A 26,447-nucleotide genomic window follows, 5' to 3' on the forward strand; every position below is an offset into this window, starting at 1 on the left:
TTTATTCTTTCATTACATATAAATAATAAAATATTAATATGTGCTCTATGTGAAGTTATCCTAAATTTATAATGAAGATTTTTCAAATCATTCACATGTAACTACCTATTTTTCTGCTTTGTGTTTCCCTTCTATCTTTGTTGTTTTCTTTCCTTGAGCTTTTCATTGTTTTCACTAGGTACAGGAGTGTTGGTCATATAAAGATCGATACTACTAAGTCGTTTACTACGAGGAGAATATTTCCTTCCTTTCTATTTTCTTGTACAACTTAATCCTGTAATCGTTTTTTTTGTTGTTCTTTGGTCAATAGATGAACGCTCACACGAGATGAGACTTTATTGATTATTAAAGTTGGTCCGCATCAGGATCTAACAAATGAGTCCAAGTAATTAATGCTGTCAACATAACAAAAAGAGTCCTGATTGATACGGACTCTTTTGTGAGTTTTTACAAAAGTAAAATTTTAAACACATAATTACATTTCTATTATTTATTTCAGCACTTGAACAGATGCTGGTTTCCACCCCTGATTCTCTACCCAATCAATATCAACCTTATATTTTTTATTACTTTGCTTATCTCGTACACTACCGTAGGCTTTATTATCACCATTATTCCCAATAAAATCGAAAATCAATTGGCTCTCTGGAACATCAACAGCATAAGAAATTGCTTGTTTCATCTCACTCCAATCTACTGTCCCTTCTTTAAATTTCATTTCAGGTTTTGCTCCTTGCACTGTACCAATTGGCTTCCAAGAAGGATTAGTTTGAGAACCCTTTTCTTGAGATGCCGTTTTTTCTCCCTCTTTATTTTCATTTCCGTTCATTTTTACCGATTTTTCTGCTTTTTGTTTCTCTTCTAACAGTGCTGCTTCTTTCTCCTCACGTTCCTTCTCTTCTAACTGCGCTGCTTCTTTCTCCTCACGTTCCTTCTCTTCTAACTGCGCTGCTTCCTTCTCCTCACGTTCCTTCTCTTCTAACTGTACTGCTTCTTTCTCTTTACGTTTCTTCTCTTCTAACTGCGCTGCTTCTTTCTCTTTACGTTTCTTCTCTTCTAACTTTGTTGCTTTCTTTTCTTGAGCAATTGCTTTCTTTGATGTATCAGAAGGGGAAAACAACTGGTATGTCACTATACCAACTGTCACTAATACCAAAGTAAATGCAATATTAAAAACCACCTTTTTACGACGATTTTGTTGTTTTTCTTGAAACCTGCTTACTTGTCCCATTTTTTAAACCCCCGAGTTTATTTTCTCTTCTAATCTTTATGCATTATTCTTATAATTCTTAATATTTTTATTAAACGATGGAAATAAATCACAATTCCCATACAAGATTTCATATCATAATAAAATTTGTGTTGTTTCAAGCATCTGACATATGTTATTCAAAATATTTTAATACATTAAAAATTGATAAACTCCTGTTCGTAAGAAACCTTCAATTTTATTCAAAGATGATTCCAATTACGTCCACATTAGATCTCCTGTAGAAATCTTTTTAACAATTAAGCCCCTTCTTCCCTTATTTATAATTTTTAAATTAAACTGCCCTCTATGGTACAATAAAGATGTGTTGTTTTCTACTGGGGTATGTCGTAAAATCAGAAGGGATTTTATCTCTTTTACCTTTTTTTCAGAGTAACTTTCACCACTAGGAAACTCTATTATTCCTAATGTAATCTTTAATTCGCTTTCATCAAAAGTCCAATCCTTATTAAGTTCCCTTATCTTTTGTATAAAGCTTCTTTTGGTTTTTCCTATATAGATCAATGTTTCATTTTTAGCATATACTCTAGAGATTGCAAATATTCCCTTCTTAAAAGCTTCTTCTCTACTATAAAAATCATTTAAACTATACAATCCATACCATTTAATATGTACTTTTTCTATTAATCTCACCTCATTTTTAGATAATATTATAATTTCTGAATGTTCGAATTATTGTGGATAAATAGCCTTGATTACTTGAATTATAAATAGTGCTTTTCAATAATACATTTTATTATTACTAATTTCAATAATGCAGAAAAAATACAATATTATAGTTTAATTACAAAACTATCTAAAAACAAAGTGATGTCGTACCAAATATTTTATTTTTTTCAATATCAGACTATCGTGAACAAAAGTTAGAGAGTTATGGAATAAAATATAATGTGCATTTACATGCATTTCTTTTTAAAAAATGTTTTGTAATTGCAACTGAATTAAAAAAATATAGATTTTTATGACTCCTTTCGGGGGATATTGTAAAGTGGGATCTTATATATGCACATTACTATACCGAACTAGGTTTTCGGTATAGTAATTTTTTGTAACTCATTGATTTTTTACCAAACACGTATAAAAATTAATAGTATGAAAATAAAAAAGAACCTGCAAATCTGCAGATTCCCCTGATAATAATTTATATAAGTAAGACTCGAAAATATAATACAATGATTCAAAAATAAGTTCAAGTAAATCAAAAGAACCCGCTGGAGTTAGGGTTCTTTCAGAAGTGATGATGTTTTCTCAGCTTCGCAAAGTGAGAAAATACAAGAATATAATACATCGAGATTTAGAGAATTTCAATAATTAATAGATAAGGAATATTTTATTTATTTATTATGCAATGCTTGTGTTTTTTATTCAAAATATATTATAATCTATTTATTTAGATATTATTCAGAAAGTATAAAACTGTTAACTAAATATCGGAGTATTTTTACATATTCTATTAATACTATTAATTCTTTCTTCAAAAATTCCCCTAAAATGAAAAGATACGATATTCTTTCTGTAGAATCATAGGAAAGGATGGCGTTTCTTTTAATTTTATGGAGTACTAATTATTTCTTTTTTTATAATAAGAAAGGAAATTTATTATCATAAAGTATACCTGAGTCTATTGGTTTCCTAGCCCGAAAGAGATAAATAGCTTTGTTCCCATTCATGAAATAGTACAATGTATGCACAATTACATATCTAATTAATTGCTTTTAGTGTTATATTTTAATAGCGATGAATGCTATTATTTCATAAGTTGTCAACAAGCGTTATGTATGAGAAAAAGGAAGGGGCCAAATAGACCCTTCCTTTTTCTACTAATTAACTAAATTACTCTCTGGTAAAAATTTAAAAAGTGTTGCAAATAAGTTGCATCACTTTTTTAGATAAATACGGGAAGTAACTCTTACGATTCAATGAGTCTTTTTTCCTACCTTTGAAAAGTTCGTTTAGGCTTCAATGCCCTTATTCAGTGATATTTCAGCAGTTCCTTTATTTTTCATATTTAATATTTTGTTCCTAAGCCATGAATATACTTAGAAAACCTCTAAAAACTATTTGATAATCTTTTAAAATCTAACTTTCTTATAATACTCTTTGCTATTTCTTCAATATTTTCATTTAGAAAGAAATGATTACCTTCAAAAGAATGAAGAGTACACGTTTTACTTGTATATTGCTCCCATTTTATTACTTGATCATATGTAGTAAATTCATCATTTTCCCCATTAAATATAAGAAAATCAATATCACACGGTTGTATATTATTGTCATGAATATATGTCTCGACAATTTTAAAATCTGCTCTTAGAATTGGGAGAAAAATCTCCATTAATTCTTCTGATTGAAGTACCCCGGACGGTGTACCTCCCATTGCAATAACTTCTCTTTTAAATTGCTCATTAGAAAGATTATGTCGGATATTTTTTATTTTACTATTTGGATGATTTCTACCGGACAAAACAAGAAATTCAGGCGATACGTTTTTAGAATCTTTTATTTTTCTGGCTACTTCATAGGCGATCAAACTTCCCATGCTATGCCCGAATAGAATGTAGGGCGAATCATCTATCTGCATAACTATTTTATTATAGACATCATTCACAGCCTCTTCCATACTTTGGTACAAGTTTTCTTCAATTCTATATCCTCTACCAGCTAACTCTATCGGGACTACCTCAATATATGGATTAAAGTGATTTTTCCATTTTGCGTAACTAAACGCAGATCCCCCAGCATGTGGAAAGCAAAAAAGTTTAGTCTTCTGCATTGATTTTCTCCTTACTTTCAAATTTGTATATATTTTGGCAAATTGCATAAATGTCTTTAATTATTATCTCTTGCGGAAATTCATCCCTTGTTGCACAAGCAGATATCTTATAATTTGGCTCAATGTTATATTGTCTAAAGTAAAAGTTTTGAGGTATATACTTATATGAAATTAAAGTTGGTGACTCTTTTTTTATAGAGAATGAATTTAACGGGATATAAAGCCCTTTTCCAATCGTTTTTATATAACTTTCTTTTAATGTCCATAAATCATAAAAATAATTAATTTGTTCATCAGAATTTATATTAGATATATCATAAAATTCTTCCTCTGAAAAAAATTCATTTGCTAATTTAAGAGCCTCTATCTCTGAAACCTTTTCTATATCAATACCCACATTAAAATTAGCAGTAGTACAAACCACCCATTCTCCTGAATGTGACAGATTAAAATGAAAGTCAGAAAAATTTTCAACAAAAGGTTTTCCATACTCATTATATATAAATCTAATTTCTTCATTATTAATTTTATACTTTTGGCAGATTAGAGATCGGATTAGTAAATCCCCTATCAGGGTCCTATTAACGTCGCATGAGTTTAATAAACGCTTCATTCGTTCTTTCTTCTCATTTGAAACCAAGTTACTAAGTTGCTTAAACAAATGACTTTCAATATTCTTTGGTATTTTCACAGCTTGAATGTGTATGATAAATCACTTCCTTTTTTAAAGGATGGCTTCATATATGTGCGTTACATAAATTCAAATTAACTTTATTAAATTGCAAATACAATAGAAAAGGTGCATATTTACATATCAATGAAAATATACACCTTTCCTCAGTAATATCATCAAAGCATTAGCTTCTATTACAAAAAATGGAGAGCATTTACATCATTCTATGAGCAGCTCATATAGGTTTCTATGTCTCTATCAAGTAAATTTTCCATTATCCTCTTAAAAAGTAATACTCTTGATATATTCATTATTGCCTACACTTTATTTGCAGTTATTGGGCTGCCCTTTTCGTTCATAGCGTTGCATCTTTTGCACTCTCTACTTTTCAGTAAATGAAAGGGATGTTTCTTTTATCCCTTCAAATTCATTTAATAGGTACTTAGCTATCTTTTCAACTGCGGGGAAGTCTACTATTTCCTCATGTGATCCAGGGACAGAATACTTATTTACTCTTCCTTTTAATAAAGGTCCCCAATTTGTAAACAACTCTTTTCCTTCCTCAGCACTAAAGTAGATAACTTCTCCAAAGTATGGTATCAAATCATTCTCTGCCATTAAGTTCAGGCATTTCCTATGAGCATTGATAACTTGCTTCAAATTCATAAGATTTGCATCAGGCGGGAGTACTCCTTCCATAATTAATCGCTCCACAAGCATATCTTGCTTATGGACGAGGCCTTCTTCCTGCTCAGTAAGATCTCTAGGAATGAAATGTTCAGATATATATGAGAGCATATCCTCCCTTGTTTTACGATCTTGCTCTGAAGGTACTTTAGTATCCATTAGTACCAAAAACTCAACTTCCTCTCCTTGATTCCTTAATACAGTTGCAATTTTATAAGCAATTGCACCGCCTAAAGACCATCCTCCAAGACGATATGGGCCTTCTGGCTGAACACGTTTTATTTCTTCAATGTAAAGTTGAATTACTTCCGGCAAGGTCAAATCATCAATTTCTCTCTTTTCTATGAGAGGATTCTGTAAACCATAAAATGAACAGTGGTTCTTAAGCAATCTTGCTAGTTGAATGTAACAGAATACATTCCCCATAAACGGATGAACGCAGAAGAAAGATCTTTTTTCTGATTCTTGCAGTGGAACCAGCGCTGATACTGATTTCGTCATATCATGCTTATCACGAATAAGGCATGCGATTCCTTCCACTGTTGGATTCTTAACCAATGTAGACACCTTAATCTCTTTTCCAAACTTCTCCCTAATTTTTGAAACTAATTTAATTACAAGGAGAGAGTGTCCCCCTCTATTAAAGAAATCATCATTTACATAGACATCTTCTATCTGTAACAAATCCTGCCAGATTTTAATCAACTGATATTCAATTTCATCCCTTGGAATGATTGGTGTAGAGAAGTTATTTTCTCTTTGAATAGTTAAATTGTTCAATGCCTTTCGATCAACTTTTCCATTCGTTGTAAGAGGAATCTCGTCTATCTTAATAAAGTGTGCAGGAACCATATAATTCGGTACTTGTCTCTTGAGATATTCACGCCAATCATGCATACTTCCATCTCCAACTACATAAGCAACCAATCTCTGCTCTCCTAATTTATCCTCTGTTACCAAAACTACTGCTTCTTTTACCAATGGATGCCTCTCTAGATTCGCTTCAATCTCTTCAAGTTCAATACGAAAGCCCCTAATTTTCACTTGATTATCAATTCTTCTCAAGTAATCTAAATTACCATCAGGTAAATAACGAACCAAATCTCCCGTACGATATAAACGCTCTTCTTCATTAAATGGATGACGGATAAATCGCTCTGCTGTTAATTCTGGACGATTCAAGTATCCTCTCGCTATACCTGCACCACCGATATATAGCTCACCTGTTACACCAACTGGAACAGGTAACAAATTTTTATCCAATACATAAGTTTGAACGTTCGGCAACGGACGTCCAATTGTAACTTTCTTACTATCTGTTTGAATATGATAACACGTTGCATCAACCGTACATTCTGTAGGACCGTATACGTTATAAAAATCAATTTTTTCGGTCTCTACTAGCTGTTCCCATAATGACGGCATGATTGCTTCACCACCGACTAATATCTTACTTGGTACATGAACATCAGCACTTATTTCTAGCAATCCCCCATCTATAAGTAATTGAAGTAATGAAGGTGTCATATCAAACATTTCCAATTTATTCTCCCTAATATAGGACACAAATTGTTCCGGATTAGTGCGAACTTCACTTGGGATAATATATAAACTTGAACCATAAAGCAACATTTGTAATTGCTGAATAGATACATCAAAGGCAATTGACGCATTCAAACCGACGCGAATATTACTAGGTATCTCATGTGAGAAAACTTCTTTTTGTAAACCATAGGATAGGTTTATTACAGAATGGTGCTGTACTAAAGCCCCCTTTGGATTCCCTGTCGAACCAGAAGTATAGATAACATACGCTAAGTTTTCCCCTGTTACCTCACATATTGGTGAAAGTTTGCTTTCTTGAGAAAGCATTGCTTGGTCCCTATCTAGGCAAACTGTCTTGATGTCTTTAGGTATCCATCCTAGTAATACCTCATTTGTAACTAACACTTTAATTCCCGTGTCTTCTAAAATATATTGCAGGCGGCTTTCCGGATTAGATGGATCCAATGGAACATAGGCTGCTCCAGCCTTCCAAATTCCCATGAGACCAACAACCATCTCAACTGATCGATCAAAGCAGAGGCCAACTAATGACTCTGTCCCAATTCCACATTTCTGTAAATGATGGGCTAATTGATTAGCTCTTTCATTCATCTCTCGATACGTTAGTTGCTGTTTATCATCTACCAATGCCACCGCGTCAGGTGTACGATTTACTTGCTCTTCGAATAGTTGATGAATTACATTCTCACGTGGATAGGATATAGCATTATTATTCCATTCTTCCAATAGCCTTCTTTGTTCAGCCTCCGTAATATATACTAGTTCCGATAGATTTTGATCAATGTTTTTGAGCATTTGCATTAACACTTTGTGTAAATGACCCAACGTTCGTTCAATGGTTACTCTATTAAACTTACTACGGTCATACATTAACTTTAACGATAACTGGATTCCTGGAACTATAGCCAATCCTAGTGGGTAGTGGGTTTGTTCTACCCCTTTCAATTCACCAATTTCCAAATTTCCTGAAGATCCTTCTTTCACTGGATAATTTTCAAACACATATAAACAATTGAACAGCGGTGTACCTCTAGGAACCTCACTCCACCCCTGAATCTCTGTCAAAGAAGCATACTCATATTGTCTTCTTTCTATCTCTTCCTCTTGTATCTTCTGCAACCAATCTATTACTTTTATATCATCCATCAATTGAATTCGCGTCGGTGACGTTGTAATGAAAGGACCTACGATGTTTTCAACATCAATAATCTCCGTAGGACGCCCTGAGCTTGTTACACCAAAGACAATGTCATTTTCTCCACTATATCGGCTCATGAGATATGCCCATGCACCTTGAATTACTGTACTCAAAGTAAGTTTATTTCGTTTCGCCCATCCTTGTAACGCTTGAGTCTGCTCTTCTGATAAATAGGTAACCTTTTCTGTATAACCTTTTTCTTCCTCTTTACTTTCTAAGCCCAGCAAAGTTGGTGCAGTAAAACCTTTAAGCTTTTCTCTCCAGAATTGTTCCGCCTGCTCCTTATCTTGTTCCCTGAGCCATTGGATATATTTCTTATATGGTGAGGGTTTAGGTAACTTTACAGCTTTTCCATTCATTCTCTTCTGATAGACTGTAAGTAATTCATTAAAGACCAATGGTAAACTCCATCCATCCAGTAAAATATGGTGATGTGTCCAAACAATCCGATATTCTTCCTCACCTTCTTGAATGACCGTTACCCGCATCAATGGCGCTTCATCAAATTGGAAGGCTTGTTTTCGATCTAATGCCAAAAAGACTTTTCTTTTTTCCTCTATCTCTTTAGTTGTCATTGTACGCCAGTCTTCTTTGTTCACTTTAAATGGGATATTTTCATACACCACTTGTAATGGTTCTTCAATTTCGTCCCAAACAAATGCTGTACGAAAAATTTCATGCCGCTGAATTACAGATTTCCATGCCTGCTCAAAAGTAGGAATATCCATTTTTCCTTTAATCATAAAACTTAATTGCACTATATATGGTGCAACATGTTCATTCCCTTGGTCATGCAATGTGTGGAAAATCATACCTTCTTGCAAAGGTGATAGTGGATATAAATCAGTAATCTGATTGTTCTTTCCACGATTCATTTTGTTTAGTACATTTGTCAAACCTACTTGGTTAAGATTAGCCATTGCAAAATCCGAAATGGTCAGTGCAGATTCTCTATCTGAAGGTTGAATCAATCTGCTCAGTTGATATAGCATATTCTGTGCCATACTTTGAATCTTTGATTTGGCGAATTGTTCAACATTGTATACCCAAGTGAACTGAAGTTTTCCATTCGTTACAACCCCAATTACATCAATTACATGCGATCGCTTGGAACCGGCAGCATGATCTAAACGCTTAAATTCGTTCTCCGGCATAAACATTGCATCGCTAGAAAACATTTGATCAAATTGTCCAAGATAGTTAAAACTAATAGACGGTGTATGTTGAGAGCTCAATTGCTCACACATTGTTGCGTTCATGTAACGCAACACCCCATAATCAACACCCTTATTAGGAATTTTGCGAACTTGTTCTTTAACTGCTTTTAATGCTGCAATTGGCGTATTAGCACTAGTAATATTTAAATGAACTGGGTAAATACTTGTAAACCATCCCACGGTTCTCGATAAATCAACATCTTCAATAATCTCTTCTCGACCATGTCCCTCTAAATCTACGCTTAATATCGGCTGCCCCGTACATGCTGCTGTAGCTTGTACCAATGCTGCTAATAATACTTCATTGATTTGGACACGGTGAGTGCTTAAAGTCTCTTGCAATAACATACGGGTCTCATTCTCATTTAACACCACAGTAATTTCCTCAGTTACTGCGCTTACTGGATTACTTATAGTACCATCTACTGGCAGTATAACTACGTCTTGTTCACCCTGCTGCTCCCAGTAATGTAGCACTTCTTTTGATATTCCAGTTTCAGCGTAATGTTGTAATTTCTCCGACCATTCTTTAAAAGATGTACTCTTCATAGGTAATTGAATTTTTTGCCCTTGGACTGCTTGCGTATATGCTGTTTGCAAATCTTCCAATAAAATTCGCCAAGAAACACCATCCACGGCTAAGTGATGAATTGTCCAAAATAATCGGCCAGTCTTCTCACCTTCATCAAAATACACCATTCTCATTAACGGACCATCATGTAAATTCAATCTTTCTTGTGCAACATTAATCTCTTTTTGAATAACTTCATGCCAATCCGCTTCCGGCACTTCGTCTAATGAAATGACAGTCAGCATCAATTGTTCTTCAATTCCTTCATTCCACTGTTTCCAAGCCCCATTAGGTAAACGTTCATATCTTAAACGCAGGGCATCATGATGAAGTAGAAGGTTACGCGCTGCCTTTTCCAGTGATCCTATGTCCAATTTTTCTTTCGTTCTAAAGAACATGGATTGATTCCAATGATGTGGGTTAGGATGATTTTGTGCAAAAAACCTTTGCTGAATAGGTGTAAGTATCGTCTCTCCAGTTATAATTCCTTGTTCAGCTTGTACACCTTGTTCTTCTTTGACTACTAGCGCCAACTCAGCAATCGTTTGGTGTTCAAATAGTTGTTTTGGTGTCAACTGTAAACCAGCTTGCTTCGCACGAGAGACAATCTGAATGCTAAGAATTGAATCTCCACCAATTTCAAAAAAGTTATCATAAATACCAATACGTTTTGAACCTAGCACACTTTCCCAAATGATAGAAAGCTTATGTTCACGTTCATTTCTTGGGGCCGCGTACCCTTCTTGTGTTCCTTGATAATCTGGTATAGGTAACGATTTCCGATCAACCTTTCCATTTATGGTTAGCGGTAATTCTTTCATTTCGACAAAGTAGGAAGGTATCATATGGATTGGTAGTTTTATTTTAAGATACTCACGCCATTCTTCTAAACTGCCTTCGCCCACTATATAAGCTACTAACCTCTTATCTCCCGACTGATTTTCCCTAACTATTACAACTGCCTCTTTTATCAAGTCATGCTCCTGTAAAGTCGACTCAATCTCCCCAAGTTCGATTCGAAATCCTCTAATCTTCACTTGATTATCCATTCTTCCTAAATAGTCTATATTACCATCAGAAAGATATCTCACAAGATCGCCTGTTCTATATAATCTCTCGCCTTCTTTGAATGGATGAGAAATAAATCGTTCGGATGTTAACTCTGGACGATTTAAGTATCCCCTCGCTAGACCCGCTCCTCCGATATAAAGTTCACCCATCACACCAACTGGAACTGGCAACCCATTTCTATCCAATACATAAGTTTGAACGTTAGGCAACGGACGCCCAATCGTTACTCTTTCACTATCTTTTTTGATATGATAGCATGTTGCATCAACCGTACATTCTGTAGGACCATATACATTATAAAACTCAATTTTAACAGTCTCTACTAGCTGTTCCCATAATGACGGCATAATCGCTTCGCCGCCAACCAATACCTTACTTGGAACATGAACACCATCGTACGTTTCTAACAGTCCGGCATCTATAAGTAATTGAAGCATTGAAGGTGTTATATCAAAGATTGCTAACTTGTTCTCCCTAATATAAGCTACAAACTGTTCCGGATCACTTCGTACTTCATTCGGAATAATATACAAACTTGAACCATACAACAGCATTTGTAATTGCTGAATAGATGCATCAAAGGCAATTGACGCATTTAAACCGACATGCATGTTAGATGGTATCTCATGTTCGAAAACCTCTTTTTGTAAACCATGCGACAAGTTTATTACAGAATGATGCTGTATCAAGACACCCTTTGGATTCCCCGTCGATCCAGAAGTATAGATAACATACGCTAGGTTTTCTCCTGTTACTTCACATTTTGGTGAAAGAATGCTTTCTTTTGAAATCATTGCCTGATCCCTATCTAGACAAACTGCCTTGACTTCTTTGGGTATCCAACCTCCTAATGACTCATTCGTAACTAATACTTGAATTTCAGTGTCCTCCAAAATATATCGTATGCGACTTTCTGGATATGATGGGTCCAATGGAACATATGCTGCTCCAGCCTTCCAGATCCCCATAATACCAACAATCATCTCAACTGAACGCTCAAAGCAAAGTCCAACTAATGATTCAGTCCCAATCCCACATTGCTGAAGATAGAGGGCCAATTGATTAGCTTTTTCATTAAGCTCTCGATATGTTAACTGCTGTTTTTCATCTACCACTGCTACCGCATCAGGTGTACGATTTACTTGCTCTTCAAACAGCTGATGAATCGTACTTTCCCGTAGATATGTTACAGCATTATTATTCCACTCTTCCAACTGTTTTTGCTGTAATCCTGATAATATAGGCAACTTAGCTAATGATTTATCAGGATTCTCCACGATTACATTCAACCAGTTCCCAAAATGTTCAGCCATGGATTCAATAGTTAAGCTGTCAAATAAATCAGTTCTATAAACAAAAGTAAGTAATAAACCCTCTTCCACTTCTGCAGCTGTTAAACTTAAATCAAACTTAGCGATTGGAGCATTACTTTCCATTACTTCTATATTTCTTCCATGTAGTTCTGGTAGCTTCTGTCCCGTATTTTGCAAAGTAAACATGGTTTGGAAAATCGGAGAATGGCTTGTATTTCGTTCAGGTTGGATAACCTCTACAATTTTCTCAAACGGAACATCTTGATACTCATATGCCTTCAATGCTTTTATCCGCACTTGAGACAACAACTCTTGAAATGCCGGTGCATTACTTAAATCAGCTCGATAAACCAATGTATTGACAAAGAAACCAATCAGTCCTTCAATTTCTCGATAATTTCGATTTGCAATTGGGCTGCCAACAATAATATCCGTTTGTCCCGTATAACGAGCAAGGAAACTTTGATACGATGCCAATAAGGTCATGAAAAGTGTGGCCCCTTCTTGACGACTTAGTTCGTTTAATTTATCCAGTAATGGGCGCGATAACAAAACATTATGAGTTAATCCATGGTGGGTTTGCACTGGCGGACGCGGACGATCCACTGGCAACATTAAGACTGGTAACTCACCAGATAATTCTTCCTTCCAATATGCAAGTTGTTGATATAGTACTTCATCTTTCAACCATTCTCTTTGCCACTGAGCAAAATCGGCATATTGAACTGGTAGTGGTTCCAGATCTGCTTGTTTTTCACCAATCGCATTCTCATAAAATGCCATCCATTCTTGAAGTAAGATTTCCATCGACCATCCATCTGAGATAATATGATGCATATTACACAGAAGAACCCATTCTTCTTCTGAAATTCTTATGAGTTTCCCACGGAACAATGGCCCTTGTTCTAAATCAAATGGAGATTCGACTTCAGTTTGAATCCATTGCTCCAACTTTCTTTCTCGCTCCTCTAATGAAAGCTTAGTTAAGTCCATTTGGAGAAGCGGACGGAAAACGTACGGTTGAATCTGCTGCACAGGATGGCCATCCTCTTCATAAAATACAGTCCGCAAAGATTCATGACGCTCTATCAACTGATTCCATCCCAACTCCAATCCCTCAGGTAACCAATTCCCTGTAAGGCGGCATGCCATTGGCATATTATAAAGTGCACTATTAGGTGCAAATTGATCAATAAACCATAAGCGCTGTTGGGCATAAGATAGTGGAATATTATTTCCGCGTTCCATCGGCACCAATGGTGGAATTTCTCGTTTTTCACTCCCCTTACGTAACTGATCTATTCGTTTCGATAATGCCTCGACCGTTGAATATTCGAACAGTTCACGTACCGGTAATTTGATTTGAAAGACTTCCTGTAAGCGTGAGACCACTTGTGTAGCAAGTAGAGAGTGACCACCAAGCTCAAAGAAAGAATCCTGAACACCAATTTCTTTTATTCCTAGCACTTGACTCCACACTGAAGCGATAAGTTCTTCCAGCGGAGTTCGTGGGTATACAGTATTTTCGGCGGATTGTTCACTAAGTATAGGCAATGCCTTCAAATCAAGTTTTCCATTCGGTGTAAGTGGTAAAAATTCCATCTCAATAAAGTTTGTTGGAACCATGTAATTTGGTAAATGTGTTTGTAGATGTTCTCGCCATTCATGTACACTTCCTTCACCAACTACATAAGCTACTAATCTCTTGTCACCTTGATTATCCTCTCGTACCAATACAACTGCTTCTTTCACAGAAGAATGTGCCTGCAAAACAGCTTCTATTTCTCCCAATTCAATCCGGAAACCACGAATTTTCACTTGGTCATCTATACGTCCATGGAACTGGAGATTACCATCAGAAAGATAACTTGCTTTGTCTCCTGTATAATAGAGACGTTCTCCTGACTTGAAAGGATGTGGAATAAATTTTTCCTTTGTAAGATCCGGACGATTAGCATATCCACGTGCAAGACTCTTCCCTCCAATATAGAGATCTCCAATTACACCAATTGGTACTAGCTGAAGATGAGAATCTAACACATAAACTTCTGTATTCGCAATCGGTCGACCAATCGATGGCGTACCTGTTGTCACTCCTACAGGTACATAACAATCTGTGGTAACAACGGTATTTTCCGATGGACCATACTGATTAATTACCGCAAAAGGAATATCGTTAGATGGGTACTGCGTTAATTGATCCCCACCAGTAATGATAAAACGAAGATCCGTTTTATCTGGCCAAGATAATTTCAAGAGCCTTTCCAGAATAGGCGTAGGTGCAAAGCTAGCTGTTATTCGTGAATCAATGAGCCAGTCCCTTAGTGCTTCTGGATTAATTTTCAGTTCCTCTGTTGACAAGTAGAGTGTTGCGCCAGCAGTTAGATACGGCCAAATCTCCTGGACAGCCGAATCAAAAGCAACCCCTGCAATCTGAGTCGCACGATCCTCTGCTGAAATATGATAAACTTCCTGATGCCAAGAAACCATATTCATTAATGAGCGATATTCAACCATGACACCCTTCGGTTTTCCTGTAGAACCAGAGGTATAGACAATATAGGCTAAGTTCTCTGGATTTATTTGACGTGTAGGTGCGATTACGCTTTCCACCGTTAATTCTTCTAACCTCACCATTTCGACGTGTGCGAAATGTCCTTCTTGTCCTTCCGCCGTCACTACAAATTGAATTCCTGCATCTTCAATCATGTATTCTAACCTTGATTTTGGATACAACGGATCTAAAACGACATAAGCTCCACCAGCTTTTAAAATGCCTATTAAACTTGCCATCAGCTCAGCTGACCTCGGAAGATAAACTCCTACCACTGACTCTGGGGCTACTCCCTTTCGCTGTAAAACATTTGCCAACTGATTTGCTTGTGTATCCAGTTCACCATAAGTCCACTGTTTTGTTTGATCAACTACCGCAATCGCATCAGGACGCCTTGCTACTTGCTCCTCAAATCTGTCGCAAACAAGACCCTGATGAGACATTTCCATTACAGTGTCATTCCATGTTTCTAATAACAAAGTACGCTCGGGTTCTGATAGCATGCTCAGGTCATGCAACGGATTTTGTGGGCGATGAGAAACTTCATGTAGCCATTTCTCAAAGTGTCCTGCCATCCGTTCAATAGTAGTAGCATTGAATAAATCCTTATTGTACTCAAAAGTAAAAAGTAAACCCTCTTCCGTCTCAGCTGCCATTACACTTAAATCAAACTTTGCAATTGGACTATGGCTTTCTATCATTTCAATACTTCTACTAGATAACACCGGAAACTCTTGTTTCATATTTTGCAAAATGAACATAGTCTGGAAGATTGGCGAATGACTTGTACTTCGCTCCGGTTGCACAACTTCTACAATTTTTTCAAATGGAATATCTTGATATTCATACGCCTTCAATGCCTTTTGACGAACCTGATACAGTACATCTTGAAATGTCGGTCTACCACTCAAATTAGCTCGATAAACCAGCGTGTTAACGAAGAAACCAATTAGTCCTTCAATTTCTCTATAATTCCGATTCGCAATTGGGCTTCCGACCAGAATATCTTCTTGTCCCGTATAACGAGATAGAAAACTTTGATATGCAGCTAAAAGCGTCATGAAGAGTGTAGCCCCTTCTTTTCGACTAAGTTCATTCAATTTATCATGTAGCGTGCTTGGCAGAACCAGAGTGTATATCGACCCGTGATGAGTTTGTATTGCGGGACGCGGGTGATCCATAGGAAGTTGGAGTACAGGAAGCTCCCCAGACAATTCTTCCCTCCAATATTGGAGTTGTTGATCCAGCACCTCCTCCTTTAGCCATCCTTTTTGCCACTGAGCAAAGTCGGCATATTGAACCGGTAATGGTTCAAGTTCCGCTACCTTTCCATCCGTTGCTTTCTCATAAAATGCCATCCATTCTTCAAGTAGGATTCCCATTGACCATCCATCTGAAATGATATGATGTAGAGTACAAAGGAGTATCCATTCTTCCTCTCCCACGTGCAAAATACTTGTCCTGATTAATGGACCCTCTGTTAAATCAAATGGCACTTCTGTTTCTTGTTGAATTAAACGTTTAACTTCTTCTTCTTGATCTTCAGAAGAAAGCATAGTTAAATCCGTTTTCGGAATTGATTGAAAAGCATACGGTTCAATTTGCTGTACGGGTTGACCGTTCACTTCGTGAAAGACCGTCCGCAGTGATTCATGACGTTCTATTAGTTGATTCCATCCCGTTTCCAATGCTTCAAGTAGCCAATTCCCTGTAAGGCGGCATACCATTGGCATATTGTAAAGGGCACTATTAGGTGTAAATTGATCAATAAACCATAAGCGTTGTTGGGCATAAGATAGTGGAATAGCTTCTCCTCGTTTCATTGGTATTAGCGGCGGAATCTCTCGTTTTTTATTTCCTTTACGTAACTGATCTAATCGCTTTGCCAGTGACTCCACCGTTGTATATTCAAATAGTTCACGTACTGGTAAGTCGATTTGAAAAATTCCCTGTAAACGTGACACTACTTGAGTAGCTAGTAGTGAATGACCACCGATTTCAAAAAAGGAATCCTGAACACTAATGTTTTTTATTCCTAACACTTGGCTCCAAACGGAAACGATAAGCTCCTCCACTGGTGTTCTTGATGAAGTAATATCTTCACTTATGAACTGTTCTTCTAATTCCAGTAAGGCTTTCCGATTCACCTTACCATTTGGAGTGAGTGGCATACCTTCAATTTTGAAAAAGTATGCCGGAACCATATAATGTGGCAGTTGCTTCTTGAGATATTCACGCCACTCCCCAGTATCCCCTTCACCCACTACATAAGCTACTAACTGCTTATCTCCTGGTCGATCTTCCTTCACCAACACGACTGCCTCTTTTACAGATGAGTAATCATGTAAAGCTGCTTCTATTTCTCCCAATTCAATTCGGAATCCTCTAATTTTAACTTGGTTATCTATTCTTCCGATATATTCCAAGTTACGATCATTCATATATCTCACCAAGTCACCCGTTCGATATAATCGTTCTCCGTCCTTAAAGGGATGCGGAATAAAACGTTCAGTAGTTAAATCTGGTCGATTGAAGTAGCCACGTGCCAATCCTACTCCTCCAAGGTAAAGTTCCCCTGCCACACCAATCGGGACCACTTGTTGATATTGATCTAACACATACAACTCTGTATTATCAATCGGACGACCAATCGGAATAAGCATTGCTTCTTTTTCTAAATCACAATCATAATAAGTCACATCCACAGTCGCTTCAGTAGGACCATACAAGTTAATTAACTTTGTTTGCTGAACATTGTAAAAGATCCCCTTAAACCGGCGAACCTGCTCAGTGTTTAACGCTTCTCCACTAGTAAAAACTTGAATTAAAGACGAGACATCCCTTTTCGAATTATATAGTTCCATATAATCTAAGAAAGTAGATAACATCGACGGAACAAAATGCATGGTGGACACACGATATCGCTCAATATACTCCTCAATCACCGCAGGATCTTTCTCTCCTCCAGGTGGAAGTAAACAAACACGTGCTCCTACAAATGACCACCAAAATAATTCCCAGACAGAAACATCGAACGAAAACGGTGTCTTTTGTAGGATTGTATCCTCCTCGGCCAATGGATATTTTTTCTGCATCCACTGTAGGCGATTGATAACGGAATGATGTTCAATCATTACCCCCTTTGGATTTCCCGTCGAACCCGAAGTGTATATAATATAGGCTAAGTTATTTGCTGTTACTCCACTTACCGGGGCTAAATTACTCTCTTTAGAAATCATCGCTTGATCCCGGTCTAAACAAATTGCTTGGATATCTTTAGGTAACCAGTCCTGTAGTGTTTCTTTTGTTAACAGCACTTGAATTTGTGAATTCTCCAAAATATATCTCAGGCGGTTTTCGGGATAACTTGGGTCCAGTGGGACATAAGCCCCACCTGCCTTCAAAATCCCAAAGAGACCGATAATCATATCAGGAGAACGTTCAATACATATACCGACCAATGATTCAGGTCCGATACCTCGTTTTTGTAAAAAATGCGCCAATTGATTCGATTTTTCATTAAGTTCTTGATACGTTAGCTTTCCACCCTCATAAACTACCGCCACTGCATCAGGTGTCCGTGCAACTTGCTGCTCAAATAGCTCATGAATCATACAATCATGACCATAAACTACGTCCGTATCATTCCATTCTTCTAGGAGTTGTTTTTGCTCAGTATCCGATAACATTGACAGCTTTGTATATGATTCATCTGGATGATACGTGATTTCATTTAGCCAGTTCTCAAAATGTCCTGCCATACGTGCAATGGTACTACTATCAAATAAATCCGTGTTGTATTCAAATGAGACAAATAGACCTTCTTCCACTTCATAGGCAGTTAAGCTCAAATCAAATTTAGCAATAGACATATTACTTTCTACCATTTCAATACTTCTATCAGTCAAATCTAGTCGTTCTTGTTTTATATTCTGTAGCGTAAACATGGTCTGAAATATAGGGGAATGACTCATGCTTCGTTCAGGTTGCACAGCTTCTACCACTTTTTCAAATGGTATATCTTGATATTCGTAAGCTTTTAACGCCTTTTTCTTTGTTTTGTTCAAAATCTCTCGAAAAGTAGGGGTGCCACTCAAATCTGATCGATAAACCAACGTATTAACAAAGAAACCAATTAATCCTTCTACTCCCTTATGGTTCCGATTTGCAATCGGACTACCAACTAGAATATCTTTTTGTCCCGTATAACGAGCAAGAAAGCTCTGGTATGCGGCCATTAAAGTCATAAATAAAGTAGATCCTTCTTGTCGACTTATATCCTTCAATTGACTGAGCAATTTATTAGGAAAAATCACATGATACGCAGCCCCAGAGTAAGTCTGCTTAACCGGTCGAGGTCGATCCACTGGCAGTTGTAAGATAGGAAGCTCACCAGACAATTCGTCCTGCCAATACGTAAGCTGACGATTTAGCACATCACCTTGCAACCACTCCTTTTGCCACTTCGCAAAGTCTGCATATTGAATGGATAATGAACTTAATTTAGCAGGATTTCCGCCCGTTTCTTCTTCATAGAAAGCAAGTAATTCATTCATGAATATACCAATGGACCAAGCATCAGAAATAATATGATGCATCGTACACAGTAATAACCATTCATCCTTCTCTAATTGAACAAGCTGATTACGAATTAAAGGACCATTCATTAAATCAAATGGTTCTTGCGCTTCTCTCGCAATTAAACTATCTACCTCTTTTTCTTTTACTTCTAGAGGAAGTTGAGAGTAATCTCTTACAGGTAATGCTCTAGGAAGGAATTCGACAATTTGTTGCACAGGCTGTTCTCCTATTTCTTTAAAAACAGTTCGTAATGATTCATGACGTTCAATGAGTCGATTGAATCCCTTCTCTAATGCTTCAGGTATCCAATTTCCTTTTAGATGCCATACTGTTGGAATATTATATAAAGAACTGTTTGGGTTAAATCTGTCCATAAACCACAAACGTTTTTGTGCATAAGACAACGGGAGTGCTTCTTTATTCTCCTTTTTTTGCATTTGCTTCTGAAGCCATGCTCTCTTCTCAGGAGAAAGTGAACTCAGCTTTGCAAGTAAATCACTTTTCATTTTTTTACCCCTTCCTGAATCAAATTACTCTCGAATATCCCTTGTGCTTCTTCCTCTGATAGCTCTTCTAATTGCTTAAGCAGTTCTAGTAATTCTTCATCATTACTGACTTCTGCTTCTTTTTGAATATAGTCTTGAAGACTTACATTCTCCTTACTATCATTCTGAATTTCTTGATTTTTGTTATAGAGCAATTGATCAATCTGTTCTGCCAATTGCTGCACCGTATGAAACATAAATAAATCATGCAATGGTATCTCAATTCCAAAAGCCTCTTTAAGACTGGAAACAGCTTGCGTAGCAAGTAATGAGTGACCACCTATTTCAAAAAACGAATCCTGAATTCCGATGTTTTCCATACCTAAAACTTCATTCCATATTGAAACGATTGTTTTTTCCGTAGGCGTACGAGGAGCAATATAACCACTTGCTATCTCCTGTTTCTCTGGTGCTGGTAAGGCCTTCCTATCAATTTTTCCATTTGGAGTGAGTGGAAATGCATTCAATCCGACAAAATAGGCTGGAATCATATAATTTGGTAGCTGGTCCTTGAGATAATCACGCCACTTTTGAGCATCCCCATCTCCTACAACATAAGCAATCAAACGTAGATCACCAGGATAATCTTCCCTCACCGTCACAATAGCTTCGTTAACTAATGTATGCTTTTGTAATGTCGCTTCAATTTCTCCTAGTTCAATCCGGAACCCACGAATTTTTACCTGATGATCGATTCGGCCAAGATACTCCAAATTTCCATCCGGCAAATACCTTACTAGATCTCCAGTCCGGTATACTCGCTCCCCTTCTTTAAATGGATGTGGTATAAAACGATCTTCCGTTAAGTCAGGGCGGTTTAAGTATCCACGTGCTAATCCCGATCCACCAATGTACAGCTCACCAACTACACCAATTGGAACCATTTTTTGTTCAATACTTAGTACATATACTTCTGTATTGAAGATTGGTTTACCAATTGGAGGTACCCTATGGACGACACCCTTTTCTAATTCCATATAAGTGGAATAAGTAGTATCTTCGGACGGTCCATATAGGTTGTACACCTTCTCAACCGTACTTCTCTCATATAAATCTTGAACAAGTGAATATGACAATGGTTCTCCAGCCAAATTCACCACCTTTACCGAAGAAGGGAGTGTTTTTGCTCGAACCAGTTCCTTCGCTGCCGATGGCACAGTATTGACTAAAGTCACATCCTTGGTAGACAACTTGTCTAGATGTAGAGCATTTTCAGCGACAATCACCTTACCACCCATCGTTAGGGGAACAAACACTTCAAAAACAGATAGATCAAAGGATAGCGAAGTGGAGGCCAACACTCCCGCTAAATCCTTTCGGGAATATGTGTGATGCGCCCAACGAATCATTGTTACTGTACTCCTATGCTCAATCATTACTCCCTTTGGATTTCCAGTGGAACCTGAAGTATAGATAATATAGGCTAAGTTATCGCCCGTCACTTCACTCGTACACACCGTAGTTACTTCTTGTTCTATTTCTACTCGATCACGATCAATACAAATCACGTCAACGGATCTAGGTATAACCATTTTTTGTTGTAATTTTTCCTGTGTTACTAGTACCTTTATTTGAGCATCCTCTAAAATGTATTGCAGTCGACTTTCCGGATACGCTGGATCTATTGGGACATATGCTCCTCCTGCCTTCATAATTCCTAAGAGGCCTACAATCATCTCAGATGAACGTGTAACACAAATCCCAACCAATGATTCGCAACCTACACCATTTTTCTGTAAATAATGTGCCAGCTGATTCGAGCGTTCGTCCAACTCTCGATATGTTAGTTCTTCATCTTCGCATACCACTGCAATTGCTTCTGGTGTTTTTTCTACTTGTTCTTCAAACAATGTATGAATCGCGCATTCTTCTATATCTATAACAGCTGATTCATTCCATTCTTCTAGTAATTGCTTATATTCTACTTTCGATAACATATTCAATTCTGATAATAAACATTTTGGATGAGAGACAATTTGATTTAACCAATGCTCAAAATGACTTGCCAGACGTTCAATGGTTGTATCATCAAACAAATCAGTATTGTATTCAAAGGTTAGTGATAATCCTTCTTCCGTCTCAGTAACAAATAAACTCAAATCAAATTTCGCTACAGAAGCATGGCTTTCCATGAGTTCCATTTGCCTTTCAGATAGCTGAGGAAATTCTTGCTTCGTATTCTGTAAAGTAAACATGGTTTGAAATATTGGTGAATGACTTGTATTCCGTTCCGGCTTTACGGATTCTACCACTTTCTCAAATGGGATGTCCTGATACTCGTATGCTTTTAGTGCTTTTTTTCTTACCTGCGACAAAAGTTCTTGGAACGTCGGATTTTCACTGAAATCAGCTCGATAAACCAACGTATTTGCAAAGAAACCTATTAATCCCTCAATCTCTTTAACATTTCGATTAGCGATTGGGCTTCCAACCAAGATGTCATCCTGTCCTGTATAACGAGAAAGGAAGCTTTGATACGCTGCCATCAATGTCATAAATAAAGTGCATCCTTCTTGCAGACTTAAATCTTTGAGTTTTTCCTGTAGGGAATTCGCCACCATTAAGGACTGACTTGCACCACGATGGGTTTGAACCGCAGGTCGAGGACGATCCATCGGTAATTGTAAAACCGGTAACTCCCCAGCCAATTCTTCCTTCCAATATCGAAGGTGCTGATCCAAATTCTCTTCTTTTTGCCATTCCTTCTGCCACATAACAAAGTCTGCATATTGGATAGATAACTCCTTCAATTCCGCCGGTTTTCCGCTTAGTGCTCCTTCATAAAAAGCCATCCATTCTTCAAGTAAAATCCCCATTGACCATCCATCTGAAATAATATGATGCATCGTACAAATGAGAACCCATTCTTCCCTGTCCACTTTCAATATTCGTGTTCGAATCAGAGGACCTTGTCCAAAATGAAATGGTTCCTCCGCTTCGTTTTGAATGAGCCGTTTCATTTCTCTTTCCCTATCTTCAAAAGAGAGATCTGTTAGATTCGATTGAGGGATATGTCTGAATACATGAGATTGAACCTGTTGGAAAGGTTCACCCTCTTGTTCTAGAATTATCGTCCGTAATGATTCATGACGCTCCAACAACTGATTCCATCCGACCTCCAACGCTTCAATTGACCATTTACCTGTTAAGCGACACGCTGCATGAATATTGTACATAGCACTATTTGACATTAATTGATCAATAAACCATAGACGTTTCTGCGCATAGGAAAGCGGAATAGCTTCTTCTCGTTTCATAGGTACAAGGGGGGCAGCCTCTCGTTTTTTATCTTCTTTTCGTAACTGATCTACTCGTTTCGCCAATGCCTCCACTGTATCGTGCTTGAAAAGTTCACGTAATGGGATTTTGATTTGGAACAATTCTTGTAATCGAGAAACAATTTGAGTAGCGAGTAGTGAGTGCCCACCCCGTTCAAAGAAGGAATCCTGAATACCGATATTTTCAGTTCCTAACACTTGACTCCAAACCGAGGCAATAAGCTCCTCCGATGGCGTCCGAGGTAGAACATTTAAACCTCCAATAGTTTGCTCATCAGGTACTGGCAAGGCCTTTCGGTCAATTTTCCCATTCGGAGTAAGCGGGAAGTGTTCTAACTCTACAAGGTGCGCTGGAATCATATGATTCGGTAATTGGTTTTGTAAATACTCTCTCCACTCTTGGGTATTTCCATCGCTCATTACATATGCAACCAATCGTTGATCACCTGGACGATCTTCTCTAACTAATACGACAGCCTCTTTAATAAACGAACATTTTTCTAAAGTCGCTTCAATTTCTCCTAATTCAATCCTAAAACCACGCATTTTGACTTGATGGTCCATTCTACCTATAAATTCTAAATTTCCATCAGTTAGATATCTTACTGAATCTCCTGTTCGATATAGTCGTTCCCCGAATCGATATGGATGCGAAACGAATTTTTCAGCAGTAAGATTCGGACGATTTAAGTATCCACGTGCTAAACCAGCACCACCAATATATAACTCACCCTCAATTCCTATTGATTGCAAGCGTTGATTTTGGTCTAATACATATAATTGCGTGTTCTGTATCGGCTGCCCAATAGAAACAAATTCTTGATTTGGCTGAATATCAAATGCATTCACATAAATAGTGGCTTCAGTTGGTCCATAAAAGTTGGTTAATTTCACTTGTCCACTATGATTCCATTTCTGTTGAAATCGTCTAACCAACCCTGAACTTAGTTCTTCCCCACCAGAAAATACATGGCGTACGGACGAACAATTCATGTTCAATTCAATATGATTGAAGTGATCTAAGAAAACAGATAACATCGAAGGTACAAATTGAACTATAGTAACCTGATGTTTTTTAATCACTTCAGCTATAATAGAAGGATCTTTTTCTCCACCTGGAGGCAGGAAAGATACACATGCACCAACGTGAATACCCCAAAACAACTCCCAAACAGAGACATCAAATGAGAATGGCGTTTTCTGCAAGACCACATCCTTTTCAGAAAGTGGATATTTATGTTGCATCCATTCTAGATAATTGATTACTGAATGATGCTCAATCATTACTCCCTTTGGATTCCCTGTAGATCCTGAAGTATACATAACATACGCTAAACTTCTTCCTGTTACACCACTTATACATGGGGTTGTTTCTTCTTTTTCAATTGCAGTATAATCTTTATTCATACAAATCGTTTCAACATTTTCAGATACAAACAAATTTTTAGAATTCTCTTCCGTCACTAGTACTTCGATTCCAGCATCCTCTAATATATATCGAAGCCGACTCTCTGGATAAGTAGGATCAAGTGGAACATACGCTGCTCCTGATTTTAGAATACCTAATAACGCTATCATCATTTGTAATGAACGTTCTATATATATCCCAACCAGAGACTCTGAGCCTACACCACGCTTTTGTAAATAATGAGCTAGCTGATTCGCACGCTCCTCCAACTCTTTATAGGTAATTTGTTCATTTTCGTAAATAGCCGCGATTGCTTCCGGCGTTTTTTTAACTTGCTCCTCAAACATCGTATGAATCATGCCTTCAGCCGAATAATTTACTTGAGTATGATTCCATTCCTCTAATAACTGTATCTGTTCTTCCGCTGTTAAATGAGTAATTTCAAAGAGTTTTGAATCTAGGCTCTTCGTCATCTGAATTAATATTTGCAATAAGTGATTCTGAATCCAATTTATTGTTTCTTCATTAAAATAGCTTCGATCATACATCAACTTTAAAGTAATTTTCTTACCAGGCATTACAATGAGTGTTAAAGGATAATTTGTTTGTTCCGCGCTTTTAACATCTAGTAATCTTAAATCATCATTTCTCTCACCTTGAATTGGATAATTTTCAAACACATACAAGGTATGAAATAAGGAGCTATTTCGCGGAACCTCACTCCACCCTTGAATATCTATCAATGAATTATACTCATATTGTCTTCGTTCCATTTCTTTCATCTGTATTTTATGAAGCCAATCTACTACAGATGTATTATCCGTTAATCGAATTCTAGTAGGTAAAGTGTTAATAAATAGGCCTACCATATTCTCTGCTCCTATCAAATCAGTAGGACGTCCAGAGCTAGTTACGCCAAATACGATGTCACTTTCACCGCTATACCTACCCATCAAATAGGCCCATGCTCCTTGGACTAATGTATTCAATGTTAATCGACTATTTCGTACCCACTCTTGTAAATTCTCAGTGAATTCCTCAGATACCTGATAAACACACTCTCCATAGCCCTTCTCCTGCCCTTGATCCTTTCTTTCCATCGCTAATGGCGTAGGTGCATAGAACCCTTTTAATTCTTCTTTCCAAAATTCCTCTGCTTGACTTTGATCTTGTTTATTTATCCACTGGATATATTTTTTATAAGGAAGAGATTTAGGAAGATTCAACAATTCTCCCTTTATCATCTTGAGATAAACTTCCATCACTTCACTAAAGACCAATGAAACACTCCAACCATCTAGCAAAATATGATGATGTGTCCAAATAATTCTCGTTTCCCCTTCTGCTTCTTTAATCGCAGTGACTCTCATCAATGGTGCTTCATCCAATAAAAATCCTTTCCTACGATCTGCAGTCAAAAACTGGTGTAATTTCTTCTCCTTCTCCTCATGCGAATGGGTACTCCAATCCTCTTGATGAATAGTAAAAGGAAGACGTTCGTAAACTGCTTGTAGAGGTTTTTCTACTTCCTCCCAAACAAATACTGAGCGCAGAACCTCATGTCGTTGAATAACATATTCCCAAGCTTTTTCAAAAGTAGCAACATCCAATTGCCCCCCGAGCAAGAAACCTACTTGTACAATATAGGAAAAAGAATATTCATCATCTTGATCGTATAAAGTATGAAACAGTATTCCTTTTTGCAAAGGTGATAAACCATATATATCAATAACGTCTCCCAT

6 protein-coding genes and 1 pseudogene are annotated in these 26,447 nt (G+C 37.2%); all 7 read right to left on the minus strand.

From position 1 onward, the window contains the following. Nucleotides 1-182 precede the first annotated feature (182 nt). Nucleotides 183-340, minus strand: a pseudogene (locus NHG49_RS29200) (IS4 family transposase); the annotation flags it as partial. Nucleotides 341-490: 150 nt separating this feature from the next. Beyond that, nucleotides 491-1,231, minus strand: a complete 741-nt coding sequence (locus NHG49_RS29205; RefSeq protein ID WP_222655518.1) for a YrrS family protein — start codon at nucleotides 1,229-1,231, stop codon at nucleotides 491-493. 237 nt (nucleotides 1,232-1,468) lie between these two features. Further along, on the minus strand, nucleotides 1,469-1,903 hold the full coding sequence (locus NHG49_RS29210; protein ID WP_002004029.1) for a hypothetical protein: 435 nt from the start codon (nucleotides 1,901-1,903) through the stop codon (nucleotides 1,469-1,471). 1,417 nt (nucleotides 1,904-3,320) lie between these two features. Next, nucleotides 3,321-4,043, minus strand: a complete 723-nt coding sequence (locus NHG49_RS29215) for a thioesterase II family protein (protein ID WP_064474287.1) — start codon at nucleotides 4,041-4,043, stop codon at nucleotides 3,321-3,323. After that, nucleotides 4,030-4,734, minus strand: coding sequence for a 4'-phosphopantetheinyl transferase family protein (locus tag NHG49_RS29220; RefSeq protein WP_064474288.1), 705 nt, complete (start codon nucleotides 4,732-4,734; stop codon nucleotides 4,030-4,032). Before NHG49_RS29220 ends, NHG49_RS29215 begins: the two co-directional genes overlap by 14 nt. Nucleotides 4,735-5,097: 363 nt before the next feature. Then, nucleotides 5,098-19,980: a non-ribosomal peptide synthetase gene (locus NHG49_RS29225; protein ID WP_258127014.1), complete on the minus strand. Its 14,883-nt coding sequence runs from the start codon at nucleotides 19,978-19,980 to the stop codon at nucleotides 5,098-5,100. Next, nucleotides 19,977-26,447 carry a non-ribosomal peptide synthetase gene (locus NHG49_RS29230; RefSeq protein WP_258127015.1) on the minus strand — a complete coding sequence of 2,157 codons (6,471 nt, stop codon included), beginning with the start codon at nucleotides 26,445-26,447 and terminating at the stop codon, nucleotides 19,977-19,979. Before NHG49_RS29230 ends, NHG49_RS29225 begins: the two co-directional genes overlap by 4 nt.

The organism is Bacillus sp. IBL03825 (genome assembly GCF_024712505.1).
In the GTDB taxonomy this organism is placed as follows: domain Bacteria; phylum Bacillota; class Bacilli; order Bacillales; family Bacillaceae_G; genus Bacillus_A; species Bacillus_A wiedmannii.